16 protein-coding genes are annotated in these 18,389 nt (G+C 72.6%); 7 read left to right on the forward strand and 9 right to left on the reverse strand.

Annotation, left to right across the window (positions count from 1 at the left end; genetic code table 11):
• Window positions 1-19: 19 nt before the first annotated feature.
• The 4 genes from K4G22_RS27940 to K4G22_RS27955 all read left to right on the forward strand — a co-directional run bounded on the left by K4G22_RS27940 (window position 20) and on the right by K4G22_RS27955 (window position 3,709).
• Window positions 20-1,132 (forward strand): ABC transporter substrate-binding protein, encoded by a 1,113-nt coding sequence (locus K4G22_RS27940; RefSeq protein ID WP_228083241.1) that lies wholly within the window; start codon window positions 20-22, stop codon window positions 1,130-1,132.
• Window positions 1,133-1,212: 80 nt separating this feature from the next.
• Window positions 1,213-2,031 carry an N-acyl homoserine lactonase family protein gene (locus tag K4G22_RS27945; RefSeq protein ID WP_228083242.1) on the forward strand — a complete coding sequence of 273 codons (819 nt, stop codon included), beginning with the start codon at window positions 1,213-1,215 and terminating at the stop codon, window positions 2,029-2,031.
• A gap of 21 nt (window positions 2,032-2,052) precedes the next feature.
• Window positions 2,053-2,799 (forward strand): glutamine amidotransferase, encoded by a 747-nt coding sequence (locus tag K4G22_RS27950; protein ID WP_228083243.1) that lies wholly within the window; start codon window positions 2,053-2,055, stop codon window positions 2,797-2,799.
• Window positions 2,792-3,709 (forward strand): ribokinase, encoded by a 918-nt coding sequence (locus K4G22_RS27955; protein ID WP_228083244.1) that lies wholly within the window; start codon window positions 2,792-2,794, stop codon window positions 3,707-3,709. Before K4G22_RS27950 ends, K4G22_RS27955 begins: the two co-directional genes overlap by 8 nt.
• Window positions 3,710-3,876: 167 nt before the next feature.
• On the opposite strand, the gene K4G22_RS27960 is transcribed toward K4G22_RS27955, so the two are convergent.
• From K4G22_RS27960 to K4G22_RS27970, 3 genes are all read right to left on the reverse strand, one after another.
• On the reverse strand, window positions 3,877-4,794 hold the full coding sequence (locus K4G22_RS27960) for a M56 family metallopeptidase (RefSeq protein ID WP_228083245.1): 918 nt from the start codon (window positions 4,792-4,794) through the stop codon (window positions 3,877-3,879).
• Window positions 4,791-6,377 (reverse strand): MFS transporter, encoded by a 1,587-nt coding sequence (locus K4G22_RS27965; RefSeq protein WP_228083246.1) that lies wholly within the window; start codon window positions 6,375-6,377, stop codon window positions 4,791-4,793. Before K4G22_RS27965 ends, K4G22_RS27960 begins: the two co-directional genes overlap by 4 nt.
• A 66-nt stretch (window positions 6,378-6,443) precedes the next feature.
• The gene (locus K4G22_RS27970; RefSeq protein WP_228083247.1) at window positions 6,444-6,980 is read right to left on the reverse strand and encodes a TetR/AcrR family transcriptional regulator; all 537 of its coding nucleotides are present in this window, start codon (window positions 6,978-6,980) and stop codon (window positions 6,444-6,446) included.
• Between the two features lie 99 nt (window positions 6,981-7,079).
• On the opposite strand from K4G22_RS27970, the gene K4G22_RS27975 reads away from it, so the two are divergent.
• The gene (locus K4G22_RS27975) at window positions 7,080-7,433 is read left to right on the forward strand and encodes an ArsR/SmtB family transcription factor (protein ID WP_228083248.1); all 354 of its coding nucleotides are present in this window, start codon (window positions 7,080-7,082) and stop codon (window positions 7,431-7,433) included.
• A gap of 12 nt (window positions 7,434-7,445) precedes the next feature.
• Here the strand turns inward: K4G22_RS27975 and gpmI are convergent, their stop codons facing one another.
• From gpmI to K4G22_RS27995, 4 genes are all read right to left on the reverse strand, one after another.
• Entirely contained in the window at window positions 7,446-8,936 is a 1,491-nt protein-coding gene (gpmI, locus tag K4G22_RS27980; RefSeq protein WP_228083249.1) for a 2,3-bisphosphoglycerate-independent phosphoglycerate mutase, read from the reverse strand.
• A 2-nt stretch (window positions 8,937-8,938) separates the two neighbouring features.
• Window positions 8,939-10,261 carry a 3-phosphoshikimate 1-carboxyvinyltransferase gene (gene aroA / locus K4G22_RS27985; RefSeq protein ID WP_228083250.1) on the reverse strand — a complete coding sequence of 441 codons (1,323 nt, stop codon included), beginning with the start codon at window positions 10,259-10,261 and terminating at the stop codon, window positions 8,939-8,941.
• A 59-nt stretch (window positions 10,262-10,320) separates the two neighbouring features.
• A complete protein-coding gene (locus K4G22_RS27990) occupies window positions 10,321-12,852 on the reverse strand; it encodes a molybdopterin-containing oxidoreductase family protein (protein WP_228083251.1) in 2,532 nt (843 codons plus the stop codon).
• Between the two features lie 113 nt (window positions 12,853-12,965).
• Window positions 12,966-13,685, reverse strand: a complete 720-nt coding sequence (locus K4G22_RS27995; protein ID WP_228083252.1) for a glutamine amidotransferase-related protein — start codon at window positions 13,683-13,685, stop codon at window positions 12,966-12,968.
• 727 nt (window positions 13,686-14,412) lie between these two features.
• Between K4G22_RS27995 and K4G22_RS28000 the strand changes: the two genes are divergently transcribed.
• A complete protein-coding gene (locus K4G22_RS28000; RefSeq protein ID WP_228083253.1) occupies window positions 14,413-15,975 on the forward strand; it encodes an MFS transporter in 1,563 nt (520 codons plus the stop codon).
• A gap of 90 nt (window positions 15,976-16,065) precedes the next feature.
• Window positions 16,066-16,455 (forward strand): ArsR/SmtB family transcription factor, encoded by a 390-nt coding sequence (locus K4G22_RS28005; RefSeq protein WP_228083254.1) that lies wholly within the window; start codon window positions 16,066-16,068, stop codon window positions 16,453-16,455.
• 43 nt (window positions 16,456-16,498) lie between these two features.
• Here K4G22_RS28005 and aepY read toward each other — a convergent pair whose 3' ends face one another.
• Together aepY and K4G22_RS28015 are read right to left on the reverse strand one after the other, a co-directional pair.
• Window positions 16,499-17,620 (reverse strand): phosphonopyruvate decarboxylase, encoded by a 1,122-nt coding sequence (gene aepY / locus K4G22_RS28010; protein WP_228083255.1) that lies wholly within the window; start codon window positions 17,618-17,620, stop codon window positions 16,499-16,501.
• Window positions 17,617-18,312, reverse strand: coding sequence for a DedA family protein (locus K4G22_RS28015; protein WP_228083256.1), 696 nt, complete (start codon window positions 18,310-18,312; stop codon window positions 17,617-17,619). The genes aepY and K4G22_RS28015 overlap by 4 nt, the downstream gene beginning before the upstream one ends.
• Window positions 18,313-18,389 lie beyond the last annotated feature (77 nt).

The following is an 18,389-nucleotide window of genomic DNA, read 5'->3' on the forward strand; positions in this document are numbered from 1 at the left end:
CATAGACCCAAGGAACATCATGCGTAAGAAAAGCATCGCCGTGGCGGCTCCCGCCCTGGCACTGGTGGTGGCCCTCGCCGGCTGTGGCTCGTCCGACGACGACACAGCCGAGGACGGCCTGACGACGATCGACGTGGGGATCTCCCCGTTCCAGGACACCTACCTTCCGATCATCGGACAGGAGATGGGCTGGTTCGAGGAGGCCGGCCTGAAGGTGGAGCTGCGCTCCCTGGCCTGGAACGCGGCGATGCCCGCCCTGATCTCCGGCGATGTGGACATTGCGGTCAACAACACCACGGGCGTGGTCTCCGTCGCCAACGCCGACCCGAACGTCGTCTACGCCTACGGCTGGAACCCGTTCACCGAGGGATCGGCGCTGATGATCCGCCCCGGCGGCGATCTGGAGACGGTCGACGCGCTGGAGGAGCAGTTCGGCGACCGCGACGAGGCCCGCACCGCCATGATCGAGTCGCTGGCCGGCAAGACCATCGTGACCACCCTCTCCACCGACATGGGCAAGCAGATAACCGATGCGCTGACCTCCGTCGGGATGGACGACAGCGACGTCGACTTCGTCGACATGGACCCCGACGGCGGACTCGCCGCCTTCCTCTCCGGCACCGGCGACGCCTACCTCGGCGGGGTGCCGCAGCGCGGCACCGCGCTGGAGCAGGGGATGGAGATCGGCCTCGCCGGCCCCGACCTGGCCGCCCCGCCGATCAACGGCGCTGTCACCACCAGGTCGTTCGTGACGGAGGAGGAGGACGCCCTGCTGGCGTTCATCGACGTGATGCACCGCATCGTCCGCTACTGCGACGCCGAGACGGCGGCGTGCGGCGAGACCATCACGGACCGGCTCAACGCGGAGACCGCCGCCGGGCTCACCGTCGAGGGCTTCGAGGAGCAGTGGCAGAACATCGAGCTGTACGCGCCGAACGCCACCGCGGCCCAGGAGATGATCCTCGACGAGGAGGGCGTCTCCTACTGGCGCGACACCTGGGACAGCGACAACGCCTACCTGGTGGAGACCGACTCCATCCCGGCCGAGGTCGAGGCCGACAGCAACTTCCTGATGCCCCAGGTGTGGCAGGCCTACGTCGACGCCTACGGCGCGGACCAGACCGACTACTGACCCGCCGAGCGGGCTCTCCCGGTGGCCACCCCGGCCCCGGGAGAACCGCCGGCCGTACGGAAGGACAGCACACGATGGGCGTGAGGATCCATCACATCGTCACCGGCGAACTGGAGAGCTCCCTGCCGGTCTCCCTGCTCAACTCGGGGGCGCACCCCGATGTCCCGCACGAGCGGCGACTGCCGTTCGGCTTCCGCGACGACATCGTCCGCAAGGACGGTTCGGTGCACTCGGGCGTCATGGTGCCCGTCCCGGTGTGGCTCATCGAGGGCACCGAGGAGACGATCCTGATCGACACCGGGCTCGGCGACATCGACGAGGTGTCGGCGATGCAGAGCCGCTACGGCGTGGACTTCGTCGCCTCGCGCACCGAGGAGCAGGACCTGGTGGCCGGGCTGGCCCGGCACGGGGTGCGGCCCGAGGACGTGGACGTCGTGGTGCTGACGCACCTGCACTTCGACCACGTCGGCAACAACGAGCTCTTCCCCAACGCGCGCTTCGTGGTGCAGCGGGACGAGCTGCCGCAGGCCCAGCACCCGCCGCACTTCTGCATGTTCTACTACCCCGAGTACGCCTACAAGGTCGACGCCGTCCGCGACCGGCTTGAGGTCATCGACGGTGACCACCAGCTGGACCCCGCGGTGCGGCTGGTCAAGATCGGTGGACACACCCCCGGCTGCATGGTCGTGATGGTGACCACCGACGTCGGCGTCGTCTGTCTGACCAGCGACGTCATGTACAACTACCGGAACCTCGAACTGAACTGGCCGATGGGCTCCTTCTGGGACCTGCCGGAGCTGATGGCCGGCTACGACCGACTGCACGACGAGGCCGACATCATCATCCCCGAACACGACTGGCAGTTCCTCCAGGAACACCCCAGCGGCACCATCGGCTGAGGCCAGGAACGAGGCGACACCATGAAGAAGGCACTACTGCTCGGCGAGTCCTGGACGACTCACATGATCCACCAGAAGGGGTTCGACTCCTTCACCACCACGGAGTACGTGGAGGGCGGCCAGGAGTTCCGCGCCGCGCTGGAGGGCGACGGCTGGCAGGTCACGCACCTTCCCGCGCACACCATCGAGACCCACTTCCCGTCCTCGGCGGCGGAGTTGGCCGCCTACGACCTCGTCGTGATCAGCGACGTGGGCGCCAATACCTTCCTGCTCAGCCGGGCGGTCTTCGGCCGCAGCGAGCGCGAGCCGAACAAGCTGGCGCGGATCCGCGACTATGTGCTCGGCGGCGGCGGGCTGCTGATGGTCGGCGGCTACCTCTCGTTCTCCGGCATAGACGCCAAGGCGAACTACGCCAACAGCCCGCTGGGCGACATCCTCCCGGTGGAGGTGCTGGAGACGGACGACAGGGCGGAGCACCCCGAGGGCGCGCCGGTCCTGGTGGAGGCCCCCGACCACCACGCGCTGGGCGGCGTCGGCTCCGAATGGCCGTCGCTGCTGGGCTACAACCGCACCCGCGACCGCGCGGGCGCGCAGGTGCTGGCGCGGGTCCAGGACGATCCGCTGGTCGCCGTCGGCACCGCGGGCGAGGGCCGCACCGGCGTGTTCACCTCGGACATGTCGCCGCACTGGGCCCCGCCGCCGTTCATGGAGTGGTCGGGCTACGTGCCGCTGTGGCGGGCGCTGGCGTCATGGGTCGCCGGTGACTGACGCGCCCGCCGGGGCGGTCGGCCGTCGGCCGGACGACGTGCGGCCCGTGGAGGGGACGGGCCGCACCGCCGTCGCCGTGGTCGGCTCGGCGAACCTCGATCTGATCGCGGGCGTCCGCACCGCCCCCACGCCCGGCGAGACGGTCCTGGCCACCCGGTACGAGGAGGAGGTCGGCGGCAAGGGCGTGAACCAGGCCGTCGCCGCCGCCCGCACGGCGCCGACGGCGCTGGTCGCGTCCGTCGGCGCCGACCCCGAGGGCGCGCGGATCCGCGCGCACGCCCGGTCCCGGGGGGTCGACGTGAGCGAGGTGCGTGACGCGGCCGAGCGCACCGGCAGGGCTCTGATCACCCTCTTCGAGCAGGACAACGTCATCGTGGTGGCGCCGCTCGCCAACGCCGCGCTCACCGCCGAGGCGGTGGAAGCCGCGTTGACGCGGCTCGGGCCCGCTGTGGTGCTGACCCAGTTCGAGATCCCCGAGGAGGCGGTGCGGGCCGCCGCGCTCTGGTGCCGCCGCTCCGGCGCGCGGCTGCTGATCAACCCCAGCCCGGTGCGCCCGGTGCCGGAGGAGGTGTTGGCGCTGGCCGACCCGCTGCTGGTGAACCTCGGCGAGGCCACCGCGCTGGCCGGCGCCGACCCCGACCCCGGGCGGCTCGCGGCGCTGCTGGCGCGGCGGGCCCGCTCCGTGGTGGTCACCACGGGACCGGGCGGCGCCTGGGTCGCGACGGGCGGCAACGCCCGGCACATCCCGGTGCCGGAGCGGGTCGAGGCCGTGGACACCTCGGGCGCCGGCGACGCGTTCGCCGGACACCTGGCGGCGGCGCTGGCCACCGGCGCCGACCTCGACACGGCGGTGGCGGCCGGCGTCGCGGTGGCCACCCGCCTGGTGGCCACGCCCCGGGAGCAACGCTAGTGCCGCGGCAGCCAGGGGGATCAGGATGGTGGACGGCTTGAGTTCCCGGGTGGATCAGCCCTCTGCCGTGGATGTCGGTCAACGCCAGGTGCGCCCGAGGAGCGGGGCCCGGAGGCTGGGACGCCGCGTTCGGCCAGCCGAGGTGTGCCGGTGTTGGGCGCCCGATGTCACAGGAGCACCGCCGCGGTGGTGAGTGGCGCGAGCGTCGGGAGCAGCAGTGAGGTCGCGGTGATCAGCGCGCGCTGCGGCGATCCGATCCGGTCCCCCGGGTTCAGCAGACGGTGCACGCGGTCGCCCAGCCGCGCGCGGTCGGGTGAGCAGGTGAGGACGCCGCGGTGCCGATTCAGCGCGACCAGGGCGAGGGCGGTCGTCAGGTGGCCGTGCGGGCGTGCGGCGTCGTCATCGGCCGCGTACTCCACCAGCCGGTGGGTCTGGGCGCAGAAGGTGCTGAAGAGCGGTACGCGCGGGAAGGCGGCGCCGAACGCCGCCGCGACCCGCAGGAGCCAGTGGTGCCGGGCGCGCACGTGATGACGCTCGTGGCGGAGAACGGCGTCGAGCTGCCCCGGGGTGAGTCGGCGCATGGCGCCGGTGGTGACCACCAGCCGATACGGCCGGCCGGGCACCCGCCAGGCGTCGGGGTACTCGTCCTCCAGAACCAGCAGCGGCTGCGGCCCGACGCCCAGCCCGGGGGGTAGGGCGGGGACGCGTTCGGCGACATACGCCCGTTGCCCGCGGTCCCTTCGACGCGCCTGGCGGAGCTCCCCGGCCAGGTGGCGCACGGTCCACAGCGCGCCGGCCGCGAGCAGCGTCACCACGGGGGCGAGCCAGAGCGAGGCGGCGTCCGGGCCGGTGCTCCCGAGCGCGGCGGGCGCGGGGGCCGGAAGGTCGGCGAGGACCACGGCCGAGCCGAGTAACAGGGCGCCGAGCAGGCTCAGCAGGGCGGCGCCGAGCAGGCACTGCCACGTCCACAGGGCGAGGATCGGCGCTCGGCCGGGCCAGTCGGCGCGGGCGAGCGCTCCGGGCGCGGGGAAGCAGGCGACGAGGGCGAGAAGTGTCAGGAGCGGCAGCCCCGTTCCGGGCGTCATGCCCGTTCCGCCTCGGTGGCCCCGGCCGGTCGCCGCTCGTCCTGGCCCGCTTCGTCCGACACCTGGCCGCCGGACTCGGGTGAGGCGCGGTGGGCTAGCAGGCGGTGGGTCAGGACCGTGCCGGCGGCCAGCACCAGGCAGGCCACCGCCAGGGTGAGGGCGTAGCCGTGGTCGAAGGCGGTGTGCGCGGCGTCCAGCAGCGCCGCGCCGCTGTGCTCCGGGAGTTGGGCGGCCTCGACGTGCGCCGCGTCCAGGCTGTCGCTGGCGGCGTCAGGCGCGCCGTCCGGGAGCCGCACCGTGGCGGTGTAGACGGAGGCGAGCGCGCTGCCCAGGAAGGCCACGCCGGAGAGGCTGCCGAGCTCGTAGGAGACCTCCTCGACCGAGGCGGCCATCCCGGCGCGATGGGCGGGCGCGTTGCCCATGATGGCGGTGGAGGCGGCGGTCATCGCGAAGCCGAGCCCGGCTCCGGCGACCAGCAGCCCTGGAACCACCCACACCGGTCGGTCCGGCTCGACGCTGAGCACCGGCAGCACGCCGGGCGTCAGCAGCAGGGTCAGCGCGACACCGGTCGCGCCCAGTGCGAGCCCGCCGCAGATCAGCGGCCGAGGCCCGACCCGGTACACCAGGCCGCCGGCGAGCAGGGCCGCGGGCAGGCAGCCGACGGCGAACGCCGTGACCACGAGACCGGCCTCCAACGGCGTCTGACCGAGGACGAGTTGCAGCCGCTGGGTGAGCAGCAGCTGGACCCCGGCGGTGGCGAACATGGCCAGCCCGGCGGCGGTGACGCCCGCCACGATCCGGGGGTCCCGCAGCAGCGCGAAGTCCAGCAGCGGGTGCCGCTGGACGCGCTGCCGCCGCACGAACAGGGTGAACGCGCCGGCGGCGACGGCGAGCGCGGCCAGGACGGGGAGCAGCGGTCCATCCGGGCGGGTGCCCTCCTTGATCGCGTACACCAACGCGGCCAGGCCGGCCATCGCCTGTGCCGAGGCGATCGGGTCCCAGGGCCGGTCCGCGCCCGGGGCGCCGCCGGGCACCAGCAGGAGCGTGGCGACCAGCGCGATGGCCACCACCGGCACATTGATCAGGAAGACCGATCCCCACCAGAAGTGCTCCAGCAGCACCCCGCCCACGATCGGGCCGAGCGCGGTGCCGCACACCGACATCGAACCCCACACGCCGATCGCGACGCCCCGCTCGCGTTCGTCCTCGAAGACCGTCCGCACCAGGGAGAGGGTGGCGGGCATCATGGCCGCGGCGCCCACCGCGAGCAGGGCCCGGGCCGCGACCAGCGCGGTGGGTGAGGACGCGAACGCCGCCGCCGACGACGCGGCACCGAAGATCGCCAGGCCGGACAGCAGCATCCGCTTGTGCCCGACCCGGTCGCCCAGGGTGCCGGCGCCGAGCAGCAGACCGGCCATCACCAGCGGATAGGCGTTGATGATCCACAGCTTCTGTGCGGCGTCGGCCCCCAACTCCTCGGTCAACGTCGGCAGCGCGGTGTACAGGACGGTCATGTCCACGGTGATCAGCAACAGTCCCACCGAGACCGTCGCCAGCACCCACCAGCGCCTTCTGCTCTCCATCGTCTGCTCCTCGCGGTGTGGGGCCGTCCCCCGGCGGGCGCGCCGGGGGCCTGCGTCCGGCTTCTGCTACCGGCCGTCGGCCAGCTCGGCGAGTCGCTCGCCCAGTGCTCGCCGCACCTCGCCGGAGAGCGCGGTGTCACCCGTGGCGTCCAGGAGCCACATCCCGTCGGCCGCGAGCCGGGCCACCAGCAGATCCACCTCGCGACGTTCGGCAGAGGTCGGCAGGGGCGCCCAGCGCTCCATCAACGCGGCCCACACGGCGGCCAGTTCGGGGCGTGAGGCGGACTCGACCATGAAGGCGAGATCCGCCTTGGCCGCGCCACCCGCCACGCCGACCCGGGCGTAGGCGGCGGCCTTCTCCCGCGGGGTGGCGTCAGCGGCGGGCCCGCCCACCTCGGCTTCCAGCCGCTCCTCCCAGGCGCCGGTCAGATGCCGCTGGAGGGCGAGCAGCAGCGCGTCGCGGTTGGGGAAGTGGTACATCAGGCCGGGTTTGGTGACTCCCGCCTCCACCGCGGCGGACTCCAGGGTGAGGCCCGTGATGCCCTCGCGTTCGGTGACGCGGACGGCCGCGTCCAGGATGGCTCTCTTCGCGCTCGGTCGCATAGCGCGTAACTTTACCATCCGGAAGGTAAAGTAATGCGTCGAGGCGCTGCCGACTCGGCCCACTTGGCGGGCTGAATCGACAGCTGTCAAAATCGACGCATGTCGGTTTCCTCGTGTGACTGTGTCGTGTCGCGGTTGGTGACGTCGGCGGACGGGTGCTGTGGGTCGTCGGGGGTCGAGGGGCTTTCGACGTCGGAGGCGGAGAAGCTGGCCGGCATGTTCAAGGCCCTGTCGGACCCGGTGCGGCTGCGGTTACTGTCCCGGATCGCGAGTCGGCCGGGGGGTGAGGCGTGTGTCTGCGACATCCAGGACGTGGGCGTCTCCCAGCCGACCGTGAGCCACCACCTCCGGAAGCTGCGGGAGGCCGGTCTGCTGGTGTCGGAGCGCAGGGCGAGCCGGGTCTACTACCGGCTGGTTCCGGCTGTCGCTCCCTGGGCGAGGCACTGGCTGTGACGCTCCGCGCTGTCAGAGGAGGGGCTTGCCGGTCATGGTGAGGCCCGGCGGCACGTCCAGCAGCCGGAGGACGGTGGGGGCGACGTCGGCGAGGGTCGCGTGGGCGGCGGGCGGGGGAGTCCCGCCGTCGGCGGTGCGGATGGCCAGCGGGACGGGGTGGGTGGTGTGGCCGCCGTAGGGGCGCCGCGCGCCGCCGCCGGTGGTGGTCATGCGCTCGGCGTTGCCGTGGTCGCCCACGGCGAGGACCCAACGGCCCGCCTCCTCCGCCGCCTTGAGGAGGCTCGCCATGGCGCGGTCGGTGTGCGCGCAGGCCGCGACGGTGGCGTCGAGATCGCCGGTGTGCCCGACGACGTCCATGTTGGGCAGGTTGGCGACCACCAGGGGGAGGTCGGTCCTGGCGGTGGCCGTCAGGATGGCGTCCGTGAGCCGGTCGATGTTCATCTCCGGGCGGGCGACATAGTCCGGCGGAGCGGCGTCGGTGATCCGGAGGTGCTCCTCGACCGGCCTCGGGGAGCGGTCGCGGCCGTTGAGGTAGTAGGTGACGTGTTCGAACTTCTCGGCCTCGGCGATGCGCGCCGAGCGGACGCCGGCGGCCCGCAGCTGGTCGCCGAGTCCGCCTGAGGCGTCCGCCCGCTCGACGAGCGGGGTGATGGGGGTGCGGGTGTCGTAGCGGGCGAGGCTGAGCGCGGACACGGTGCGGCCCGTCGCGGCGAGGTGGTCGTGCAGGGCGTCGGCGAACTGCTGGACGCGGTCGCTGCGGAAGTTGAACCAGACCAGCCCGTCGCCGTCGGCGATCGGCGCGGCGCCTGGGAGGTGGGTCGGGGCGGTCCACTCGTCGCCCGTACCGCCGGCGACGGCCGCCTCCGGGGTCCGCGCCGCCCGGCCCCCGAGGTCGGCGACGAGCGCGACCGCCTGCTCGGTGAGGTCGAGGCGGCCCGCCTTGTCGAGGGCGTAGCCGCGACCCACGACGGTCGCCAGCGTTCCGATGCCCGCCTCCCCGATGTGGCCGAGGACGCGGTCGAGGTAGCCGGCGGCGGTGTGGTCGGCGACATCCCGGCCGTCGGTGATGGCGTGGATCGCCACGCGCAGCGGGGCCGCCGCCGAGGCGGCGGCCAACAGGGCGCGGAGATGGTCGACATGGGCGTGGATCTGTCCGTCCGAGCACAGGCCGATCAGGTGGAGCGTGCCGTCGCGGGCGGCGACGTCCGAGATCAGCTTGGTCAGCCTCGGGTCGCGCGCCAGGCTGCCGTCGTCGATGGCGTGTTGCACCAGGAGGCTGTCGTAGGGCAGCGGTCGGCCGGCGCCGATGACCAGGTGCCCGATCTCGGAGTTGCCGACGGTGCCGGGCAGCAGCCCGACGGCGTCCCCGGACGCCTCGGCGAGGGTGGCGTGCTCCGTGAGCGCGTCGAGGGTGGGGGTGGTGGCCAGGGAGATCGCGTTGTCCGGCGCGGGCGGCGCGTGGCCCCAGCCGTCGAGGACGAGGAGCAGACCGGGCTGAGACATGGTCACTTGGTGCTGACCCCTTCCGGGTGCAGGGTGTCGAGGGTGGCCCAGAAGGTGGGGAACGACTTGGCGACGCAGCCGGGGTCGTTGATGACGACGCCTTCGGTGCGGAGCCCGGCGACGGCGAAGGTCATCGCGATGCGGTGGTCGTCATAGGTGTCGATGGTCGCGCCGTGCGGGGTGCCGCCGGTGATGTACATGGCGTCGGGGTGCTCCTCGACGCCGATGCCCATCTTCCGGAGCTCGGTGGTGACGGCGGCGATGCGGTCGCACTCCTTGACGCGCAGCGAGGCGATGTTGGTGATGCGGGTGGTGCCGGTGGCGTGGGCGGCGACGACGGCGAGGGTCGGTACCACGTCCGGCATCGCCTCCATGTCGATGTCGATGGCCGTCAGTCGGCCGCCGGTGAGGGTGACCGACTCCGCGTCGGCACGGGTCTCGCAGCCCATCCGTCGCAGCGCGTCGACGAGGTGGACGTCTCCCTGGTGGGAGGTGGTGCCGATGCCGGGAATGGTCACGGTCGAGCCGAGGATCGCCGCGGCGGCGAGGAAGTAGGACATGCCGGAGGCGTCCGGCTCGACGGTGACCTGGCCACCTCGGATGTGCTGCCCCGCCGGCACGGTGAAGCGCCGGTAGCCCGCGCGGGAGAGGTGGACCCCCATCTCGGCCATCGCCGCGATGGTCATCTCCACATAGGGCTTGGAGACGAGTTCGTCGGTGATGGTGATCTCGGTGTCGCTCTCGGCGCGCAGCGCGTTGATGAGGAGGCTGGAGGTGAACTGGCTGGAGACCGCGCCGCTGACGCTGGTGGCGCCGCCCTTGAAGGAGCCGCCGGTGACCCGGATGGGCGGGCTGCCGTTGCCGTGCGCCGCGGTGGCGGCCACCCCCAGCGGGCCGAGCGCCGAGAGCAGGTCCCCCATGGGCCGTTCCCGCATCCGGGCGTTGCCGGTGATCACGGTGGTGCCGGCGGCGTGGCCCGCCATGGAGATCAGGAACCGCAGCGGGGTGCCGGCCCCGCCGACGTAGATCTCCTGGTCGGGCGCGCGCATCGGGCGCCCGGTGGGGGTGACGGTGATACGGGCCGACGTCTCGTCGATCGCGCAGGTGACATGGTCGAACGCCTCGACGGCGCGCGCCAGGTAGCGGGTGTCGTCGGAGAGCAGGGCGTTGTCGATGACGGTGGGTTCGCCGCTGAGCGCGGCCAGCGCGAGGTAGCGGTTGGTGTAGCTCTTGGACCCGAGGACTCGCACCGTGGCGTCGAATCCGGTCACGGGGCGCACGGTCAGCGCCGCCGAGGCGAGGCGGGCGTCGGGGGTGGGGGACATGCGCTGCCTTTCGAGGGACTGCGGAGGATGGGCGGGCGGGCCGTACCGGAGGGGCGGGATCAGATCGCGACCACCCGACAGGCGAAGCACTTGTACGCCTGTTGGCCCGAGAGGTTGTCGTAGTAGCGGTCGTCGACAAGGGTGTTGGCGGCCTCGTAGCGCGGCGTCTGGAAGAGGTCGCCGCTCTCCTGGGCGGGGCCGAAGGTGTTGGGGACGAAGACGGTGTCCCGGCGGATGCCCTCCCACAGCAGGGCCGTGCCGGTGACCGAGCCGCGCGGGGACTCGACGCGGACCGGCGCGCCGTCGGCGATGCCGGCGGCGCGCGCCGTGGCGGGGTGGATCTGGACGAAGCGGATGCCGTTCAGCTGCTTCCCGGTGTCCGTCCAGTGCGTGACGCTCGCGAAGTGCACGACGCTGGGGCGGCCCGTCATGCCCATCAGGGGATAGCGACGGTGCACGGCGCCGTCCCCCGGCACCCCCAGGCGCACCGGGTGGGTGAGTGCCTGGGGGTTGACCGGATTGGTGACGAAGTCCGTGCCGTAGGCCACGGTGGGGTGACCCCCGGTCACCTCGGGGTGGGTGTAGAAGGTGGGCAGCGCGTCGTGTCCGGCGCTCGCGAGGCTCAGCTGGAGCGCGGGTGTGGTGATCTCCACCGTGCCGCTGGGGGTGAGGAACCGCTTGCCCCGGTGGGCCGCGTCGAGGGATTCGGCGGCCTCGTACCAGCTGGGGTGGTCCAGATAGAGGGTGCTCACGCCCGGGTGTTCGGGGGAGGGGCAGGGCCAGCGCAGCGGTTCGGCGCGGTCCGCCAGGCGCTGCTCGGACATGCCGCCCATGCCCGGGGTGTGGGCGACGAACTCCGCCCACAGCGCGCCGTAGTCCATCCAGTCCGACGGGAACGCCCGGCGCCACTCGGCGGCTGGGCGGCGGGTGTCGAGCTCGGCGAGCGCGTGGGCGAGCCCGATCCAGATCTGCCAGTCGGGCCGGGACTCGCCGACGGGCGCGAGGACCCGCTCCTGCCAACGGATGGCCCGGTCGTCGCGCCGCATGTACACCCCCTCCGTCTCAAGGCCGGCGCAGACCGGGAGGACCACGTCGGCGTAGTCGGCGGCCTCCTCCATGAACAGGCCGGCGTAGACGTAGAAGTCGAGGGCGGCGAACGCCTCCTTGACCTTCGCGGTGTTGGCGGACGACACCAACGGATTGCCCTGGGTGAGCACCGCGCGCAGCCCGTAGGGCCGGCCGGTGAGGATCGACTCGGCGAAGTAGTCCGGGCCGACGGGCAGCGCCGCCGTGGCCGGTTCGGGGAGGTCGACGTCCAGTGGCGGCAGCCGGAGGTCCCCCGGCCAGGTGTTGTGCATGAAGTTGCAACCGCCGCCGGCGCGGCCGATGTTGCCGGTGACCGCCGCGAGGAAGGTGATCACGCGATAGGTGTCGAAGGCGCCGAGCTGGTGGGATATCCCCGCGTTGCAGAAGATCGCGGCGGGCCGGGCGGCGGCGTACTCCTCGGCCATCGCCTCGATGGTCGCCGCCGGCACGTCGGTGATGCCGGCCGCCCACCGGGGGGTGTGGCCGTGGTGGGCGAGGTGGTCGCGCAGCTCGGCGAAGCCGGTCACCCACCGGTCGACGAACTCCGCGTCGTACAGGTCGCGTTCGACGATGTGGTACAGCATGCCGAGCAACAGCGCGAGGTCCGTGTGCGGCTTGGGCGCGACCCACCGGTCGGCGAGTGCCCCCGTGGGGGTGAGCCGGGGGTCGACGACGGTCAGCGTCGCGCCGGTCGTCTCCCTGGCCCGCAGGAGGTGGTCGAAGGTGACGGGATGGGTCTCGGCCTGGTTGGTGCCGAGGAAGAGGTGGTGGCGCGCGGCGCCCAGGTCCTCCTGGCCACTCGCCCCGTCGACGCCGTAGCCGTTGGTGAAGTTCCCCAGCCCGAAGGTGGCCGTGAGCGCGTTGGCGCCGGCGTCGTTGCAGACCGGGCCGACGTCGGTGTTGTTGGGGCTGCCGAGCATCGCGAAGAGCCGGGCCACCAGCGAGCCCGTGCCACGGGGGAGGCGACCGGTGGTCCGGTTGGCGATGGTGTGGGCCTGCCCGGCGTCCCGCAGCTCCAGCAGCCGTTCGGCGATCGTCCGCAGTGCCTCGTCCCAGGTGGCCGCTGCGAAGCGGCTCTCGCCCGATCCCTTGGCGCCGCCGACGCGGATCAGCGGAGTGGTCAACCGCCGCTCGTTGTAGGTCAGTTGCGGCATCATCCCGGCCTTGACGCAGAGCTGGCCGCGCTGGACGGGATCGTCCGCCTCGCCCCGCACGGCCAGGATCCGGTCCGCCTTGAGGTCGACCCGCAGACCGCAGTTCGCGTTGCAGAACTGGCAGGCGGTGCGCGCCGTCCGGTCCGGCGTCAGCGCGGCCGACCCCTCGGTGAACTCCGCCAGTTCGGACCCGTCGAGCCGGGCGGCGCCGGTCCCCGCCCCCGATCCGGCGGCCGGCGTGCCGGCGCTGGCCTGGGACGGGTGGATCACCGGCAGCAGCGCCGGCACGCCGAGTCCCGCGCCGGTCCGCATGAGTCCGCGGCGGGACACACCGCTTGTCTCCCCTGTCATGGCTGCCCTCTCGCTGGTCGGCCGGCGCTGCCCGCCCCGGCGCCCCGAGGCGCGGGAACGGGGTGGGGGAGCGCCGGTTGGTGCGTGCTATGCCTTCCGCGGGGATGGGCCGATCAGCCCGCCGACTGCCCCACGGGCGCTGTCGCGCGCCGCCTCACCGCGTCGAGAAAGGCGGTGAGGATGGGGTGTTCGGCGCCCGGCCGCGAGGACAGCTCGGGCTGGAAGAGGCTGCCGACGAAGAACGGGTGGTCGGTGATCTCCAGCGCGCGGGGCGCGCCCTCGGCGTCCCAGGCGCTGATCCGCAGGGTGCCGTCGCTGGCCTCGTCCATGAACTCCCGCGTCAGCCCGTAGGAGCAGTGGAAGACCTCCTCGGCCTCCGTGCGTCCGTAGATGGTGGACAGCAGCGAGCCCTCGGCGACGCGCAACGGTGCCGTCTCCCCGTTGAGGGAGCACGTCAGCGGGGTGACCAGGTGCGTCAGCTTCTCCGGGTCCTCGTCCACCCCCTGCGCCTGGGGGAGCTTCAGCACGTTCTGGGCGTGCTCGATCAGCGCGCTGAAGAACCCGCCGCAGGTCCCCAGGAAGGGAAGGCCCCGCTCGCGTGCGTGGCGCACCGCGATGTGCACCCCGGGCTGGTGGTGGTACGGCGCCCCGGGTACGACCCAGACGCCGTCGAACCCGGCCAGTGCACCGTCGTCGCCTATCTCCTCGGTGGGCACCCACCGGGTGGACAAGTCCCACCGCTCGCGCATCGCGTCTATCCGTGGGTGGGACGGCTCGTTGTGGTTGCCCCGGTCGCCCACCAGGGCGAGTCGGGGCCGGACGGTAGGAGGCATCGCTGGCCTTTCGCTGCGTCGGACGGGCCGGAGCCGGGCATGCCGGAGTGCCCGCTGCCTGGGCGGGGTGGACCGCGTGCCGACACGGTTCACCGCCGTGGGATGGGAGAGGTGTCCTCGGCGCCCGCGCCGCCACGCGCGGTCTCGCCGTCGGGGTGAGGAGAAGGCGGATGGGCTACCGCCGCGACTGCGGCCCGGTCACGCCCTGATGCTGTTCGTTACCGGGTATGCGCATGATTCCAGCCCCCTAGGCCCCCTTGGGGAGCCGTCCGCAGAGGCCCCCGTGCTGCGTCTCGCTCAATGTATCGATGACGATCGAAGTAATCGAGGGGTGAGTTCCAGCCGCCGAGTGTTTTGCGCCAGTCCTTGACCCGGTGTTCCTTCGGGGCGGGTGGATGGGTTCCTGTCGGTGCGTCAGGGGGTGGACCGCTTCTGGTCGGCGGTTCTGTGGGTGTGTCAGGCGCCGTGGGTCGCGGGAGGAGGAGGTGCTTCCCTCGGGGGGCGATCTCCCTGGCCGCGGCCGTTCGGGCACGTCAGGGCGGGGAGGCGGGGGAACTTCCGGGGGGTGGACGCCAACTGGCTTGAATGGGCGCCCGGGGGAGCCCTTACTCAACAGCGCATGCTGTTGATAACAGCCCCCGTGGTTAGTGTGGCGCGCTGAAAGCGGGGCCCTCACCTCTCCGACGAGGCGGCTGGGCCCTCCCCGCCACGCGCTGAGGAGAAGTTCGTGAAGCACCCCGCCGGTCATCCGGACCGTTGGAAGATCCTGGCGATCCTGTGCCTGAGCCTGGTCCTCATCGGCCTGGACACCCTGATCCTCAACCTCGCGCTGCCCAGCATCCAGACCGACCTGGGCGCCAGCAGCAGCCAACTCCAGTGGACGGTCGACTCCTACGCGCTGGCCTTCGGCGGGCTGTTGCTGATGGCCGGTGGCCTCTCCGACCGCTTCGGCCGCAGGCGGCTGCTCGCGCTCGGCCTCACCGCCTTCGCCCTCACCAGCCTGGGCGCCGCGTTCGCCAGCAGCCCCGAACTGCTCATCACCTTCCGGGCGTTGATGGGCATCTCCGCGGCGCTGATGATGCCGGCCACCCTGGCGATCATCAAGGACGTCTTCCCCCTGGAGGAGCAGGGCAAGGCCATCGGCATCTGGTCGGGCGCCGCGGCCGTCGGCGTGCCGCTCGGCCCGCTGGTCAGCGGCCTGCTCCTGGAACACTTCTGGTGGGGCTCGCTGTTCCTCATCAACGTGCCGCTCGCCGCCGTCGCCCTCTTCGGCGCGGCCAAGCTCATCCCCGAGTCCCGCGCGGAGAACCACCCGGGACTCGACCTGGTGGGCGCCCTGCTCTCCGTCGCCGGGCTGGTCGCGATCGTCTACGGCCTCGTCGAGGCCCCGCACAACGGCTGGACCGACCCCGTCACCCTGGCCTCCCTGACCCTCGGCCTCGCCCTGATGGCGGCCTTCGTCGCCTGGGAGCGCCACACCCCCAAGCCCATGATCACCATCGGGCTCTTCCTCAACAGCCGCTACGGCGGCGGGGCGCTCGCCATCGCCTGCACCTCCTTCGGCCTCTACAGCGGCCTCTACCTCCTCACCCAGTACCTTCAGTCGGTCCTCGAACTCGACCCGCTCGGCGCCGGTCTACGGATGCTCGCCATCGGCACGATGATGATCGGCGCGCCGCTCTCGCCCCGCCTGGTCGAACGCCTGGGGCTGAAGGTCACGGTGGTGGTCGGCCTGGTGCTGTGCGCCGCGGGGTTGGGCGTCCTGGCCGGCCTCGGGGTCGACGACCAGACCCAGGCGCTGGTCGGTCTCGCCGTCTTCGGCCTTGGCATGGGCATCGCGCTTCCCGCGGCCGTCGACGCGATCCTGGTGGTCTCCGCCGCCCGGCAGGCCGGCGCCGGTTCGGCCGTCGCCGATGTCGGCATGCAGGTCGGCGGCGCCCTGGGCATCGCCGTCTCGGGCAGTCTCATCGTCACCCTCTACCGGTCCGAGCTGCCCGCGGCCGACCAACTGCCCGGGGGCGTGGGGGACACCGTCAGGGAGTCCCTCGCCGGCGCCACCGCCGTCGCCGAACAGACGGGCGGCGCCACCGGCCAACGGCTGCTGGAGACCGCCCAGCAGGCGTTTGTCTCCGGCTTCGCCGCGACCCTCACCGTCGCGGCGGCCGTCGCCGCGATCGGTGCCGTCGTCTCCGCGTTCGTCCTGCCGCGCACCCGGCTCGACCCCGAGGCGGACGGCTCCGAGCCGGGTGACCCCCACCGCGAGACCGCCGACACCGCGACCGGCTCCTGACCGGCGCGGCCACGTCGTGACACGTAGGATCGAACGGGCCTTGGCCGTGCCGCACCCGGCACCGGGGCCGGGAGGCAGGAGGTGGTGGGGATGGGACGTCCGACCGAACTCAACGTCGCCGTCAGCGATCCGGCGCGCTGGCTCGGCGAACGCCAGCACGCCCAGGTGCTCGCCCCCAAGCTGCGGGCGCTGGCCGACGAGACCCGGCTGACCCTGGTCCTGTTGATCGCCCAACGCCCCCGCACCGTCAAGGAGCTCCAGGAGGCGACCGGGCTCAGCCAGACGCTGGTCAGCCACCATCTCGCCCCGCTGCGCGAACAGCAGTTGGTGGAGGCCATCCCCAAGGGGCGCAGCAACCAGTACGTGATGTGCTGTCAGGCGCTGGCCGAGCCCCTGCGGGTCTTCGCCAGCCTCGCCGCGCTGGATCCGCAGGCGGTCGCGGCCTGTTCCAGCACCGCTTCCGAGGGCGCCGAGGGGTGAGCCCGTGGCCCGGCGGCCCGCCCCGGGGCGGGCCGCCGAGCCGTCAGCTCCGGGGCGGTTCGGCGGCGCCCAGCGCCCCGAGGAACCGGTCCCGCATCGCCTCGGGGCCCAACGCGGCCGTTGCCCGTGGCGGCATCTCGCCGGTGCGTGGCAGCGTCGGGACCCGCACCAGCGCGGGGCCTTCGGCCGCGTCGGCCACGCCGACCGCCCGCGCCAGATCCTGCTCCCGCGCGCACGAGGTGGCGCTGACATAGCCGGCCGCCAGCGCCGCCTCGGTGAACGAGGTGGTCGAGGACGTCGTCGGCTGGCCCCCCGTCGACTCGTGGACCCCGTTGTCCAGCACGACATGGACCAGGTTCGGCGGCGCCAGATGGCCGATCATCGACAGGGCCCCCAGGTGCATCAACAGCGCACCGTCGCCGTCGAGTACGACCACGGTCCGCTCGGGGTGGGCGAGTGCCACGCCGAGCGCCAGGGAGGGCGCGTGTCCCATCGACCCCTGCATGTAGAAGGCGCCGGGACGGTCGGCGACCGCGAAGGCGTCGCGCCCGGTGTAGCCCGTGGTGGCGATGACCAGGGCCTCGGGCAGTGCCTTGGTCACCACCCGGATGGCGTGCGCCGCCGTCAACCCCGGCTTCCCGGCGGGCGGTTCGACGGCCACCCCGCCGATGGCGCCCCGCTCGACCAGGACGAACGGCGCCCGCCCCGCGGCGAGTTCACCGTCCGTGGCGTCGAGTATCGCCTCGAACGCGGCCGGGCCGCCGTCCTCGCGCAGGATGTGGTGCGGGGTTCCGAGCGCGTCCAGGAGCCGGGGGGTGGCCGGACCCATGACGGCGTGCTGTGGCTCGTCGGTCGCCGCGTCCGGCCAGCCCCTGAGGCTGGTGAACGTCAGGACGGGCAGCCGGTACATCATCACCAGCGAGGTGAGCGGGTTGATGAGGTTGCCGAGACCCGAGTTCTGCAACATCACATAGGCGCGCCGTCCGGCGAGGGCGGCGCCGGCCGCCACCGCCAGCGCGCTGCCCTCGTTGGGCGCCGGCACATACCGGCCCTCCCGGGCGCCCAACAGGGCGATGGGGCCCCCGAAGTGGGAGCAGGGCACGCCGCTGGCCGTGGTGTAGCCACGGGCCTCCAGCAGGGCACAGAAGTCCTCGGCGCTGATCATGGCTGCGGCTCCGCTTCCCGGGCGTCGGCGGCGGGCGCGGCCGTGGTGGTAGTGGTCGAGCGTGCCGCCTTCGCTCGGCGGCGGATCTTGACGGCTTCCATGATGACGGGGATGCCGGAGACCAACACGATCCCGATGACGATGGATTCGATGTTGTCCCGGACGAACTCGATCTGTCCCAGATAGAACCCGATCAGGTTGAGGCTGACGGACCACACCACCGCCCCCACGACGGAGTAGAGCAGGAAGGTGCGGTACCGCATGCGGCCCACCCCGGCGATGATCGGGATGAAGGTCCGGAAGACGGGGATGAACCGCGCCATCAGCAGGGCCTTGGGACCGTGTTTGAGCATGAGGTCGTGCGCGCGCTCCGCGTTCCGCGCCTTGAAGAGCCGGGAGTTCGGTCTCCGGAACAGCGGCGGCCCGACCCGCTTGCCGAACGCGTAGCCGAACTGGTTGCCCAGCACGGCCGCGACGACCACCACCAGCATCACCACCCAGAGGGGCTGACGGAGGAACTGGTGGTTGGCCACCAGGAGTCCCGAGGTGAACAGCAGGGAGTCGCCGGGGAGGAAGAAACAGAAGACGACGCCGCACTGGGCGAAGACGGTGATCATGATGCCGAGCAGGCCGAACGCGGAGATCAGGGCCTCCGCGTCGAGCAGCGGTGACGACGAGGCGAGCGTGGACATGAGAGGCAGCCCCCAGGAGCGGATGAGTTCGGATGCGGTCCCGCCGGGGCCGGGCGGGTGCCCGGCCCCGGCGGGGT

Origin of the sequence: Streptomyces profundus (assembly GCF_020740535.1) — a bacterium.
Classification (GTDB): Bacteria; Actinomycetota; Actinomycetes; order Streptomycetales; family Streptomycetaceae; genus Streptomyces; species Streptomyces profundus.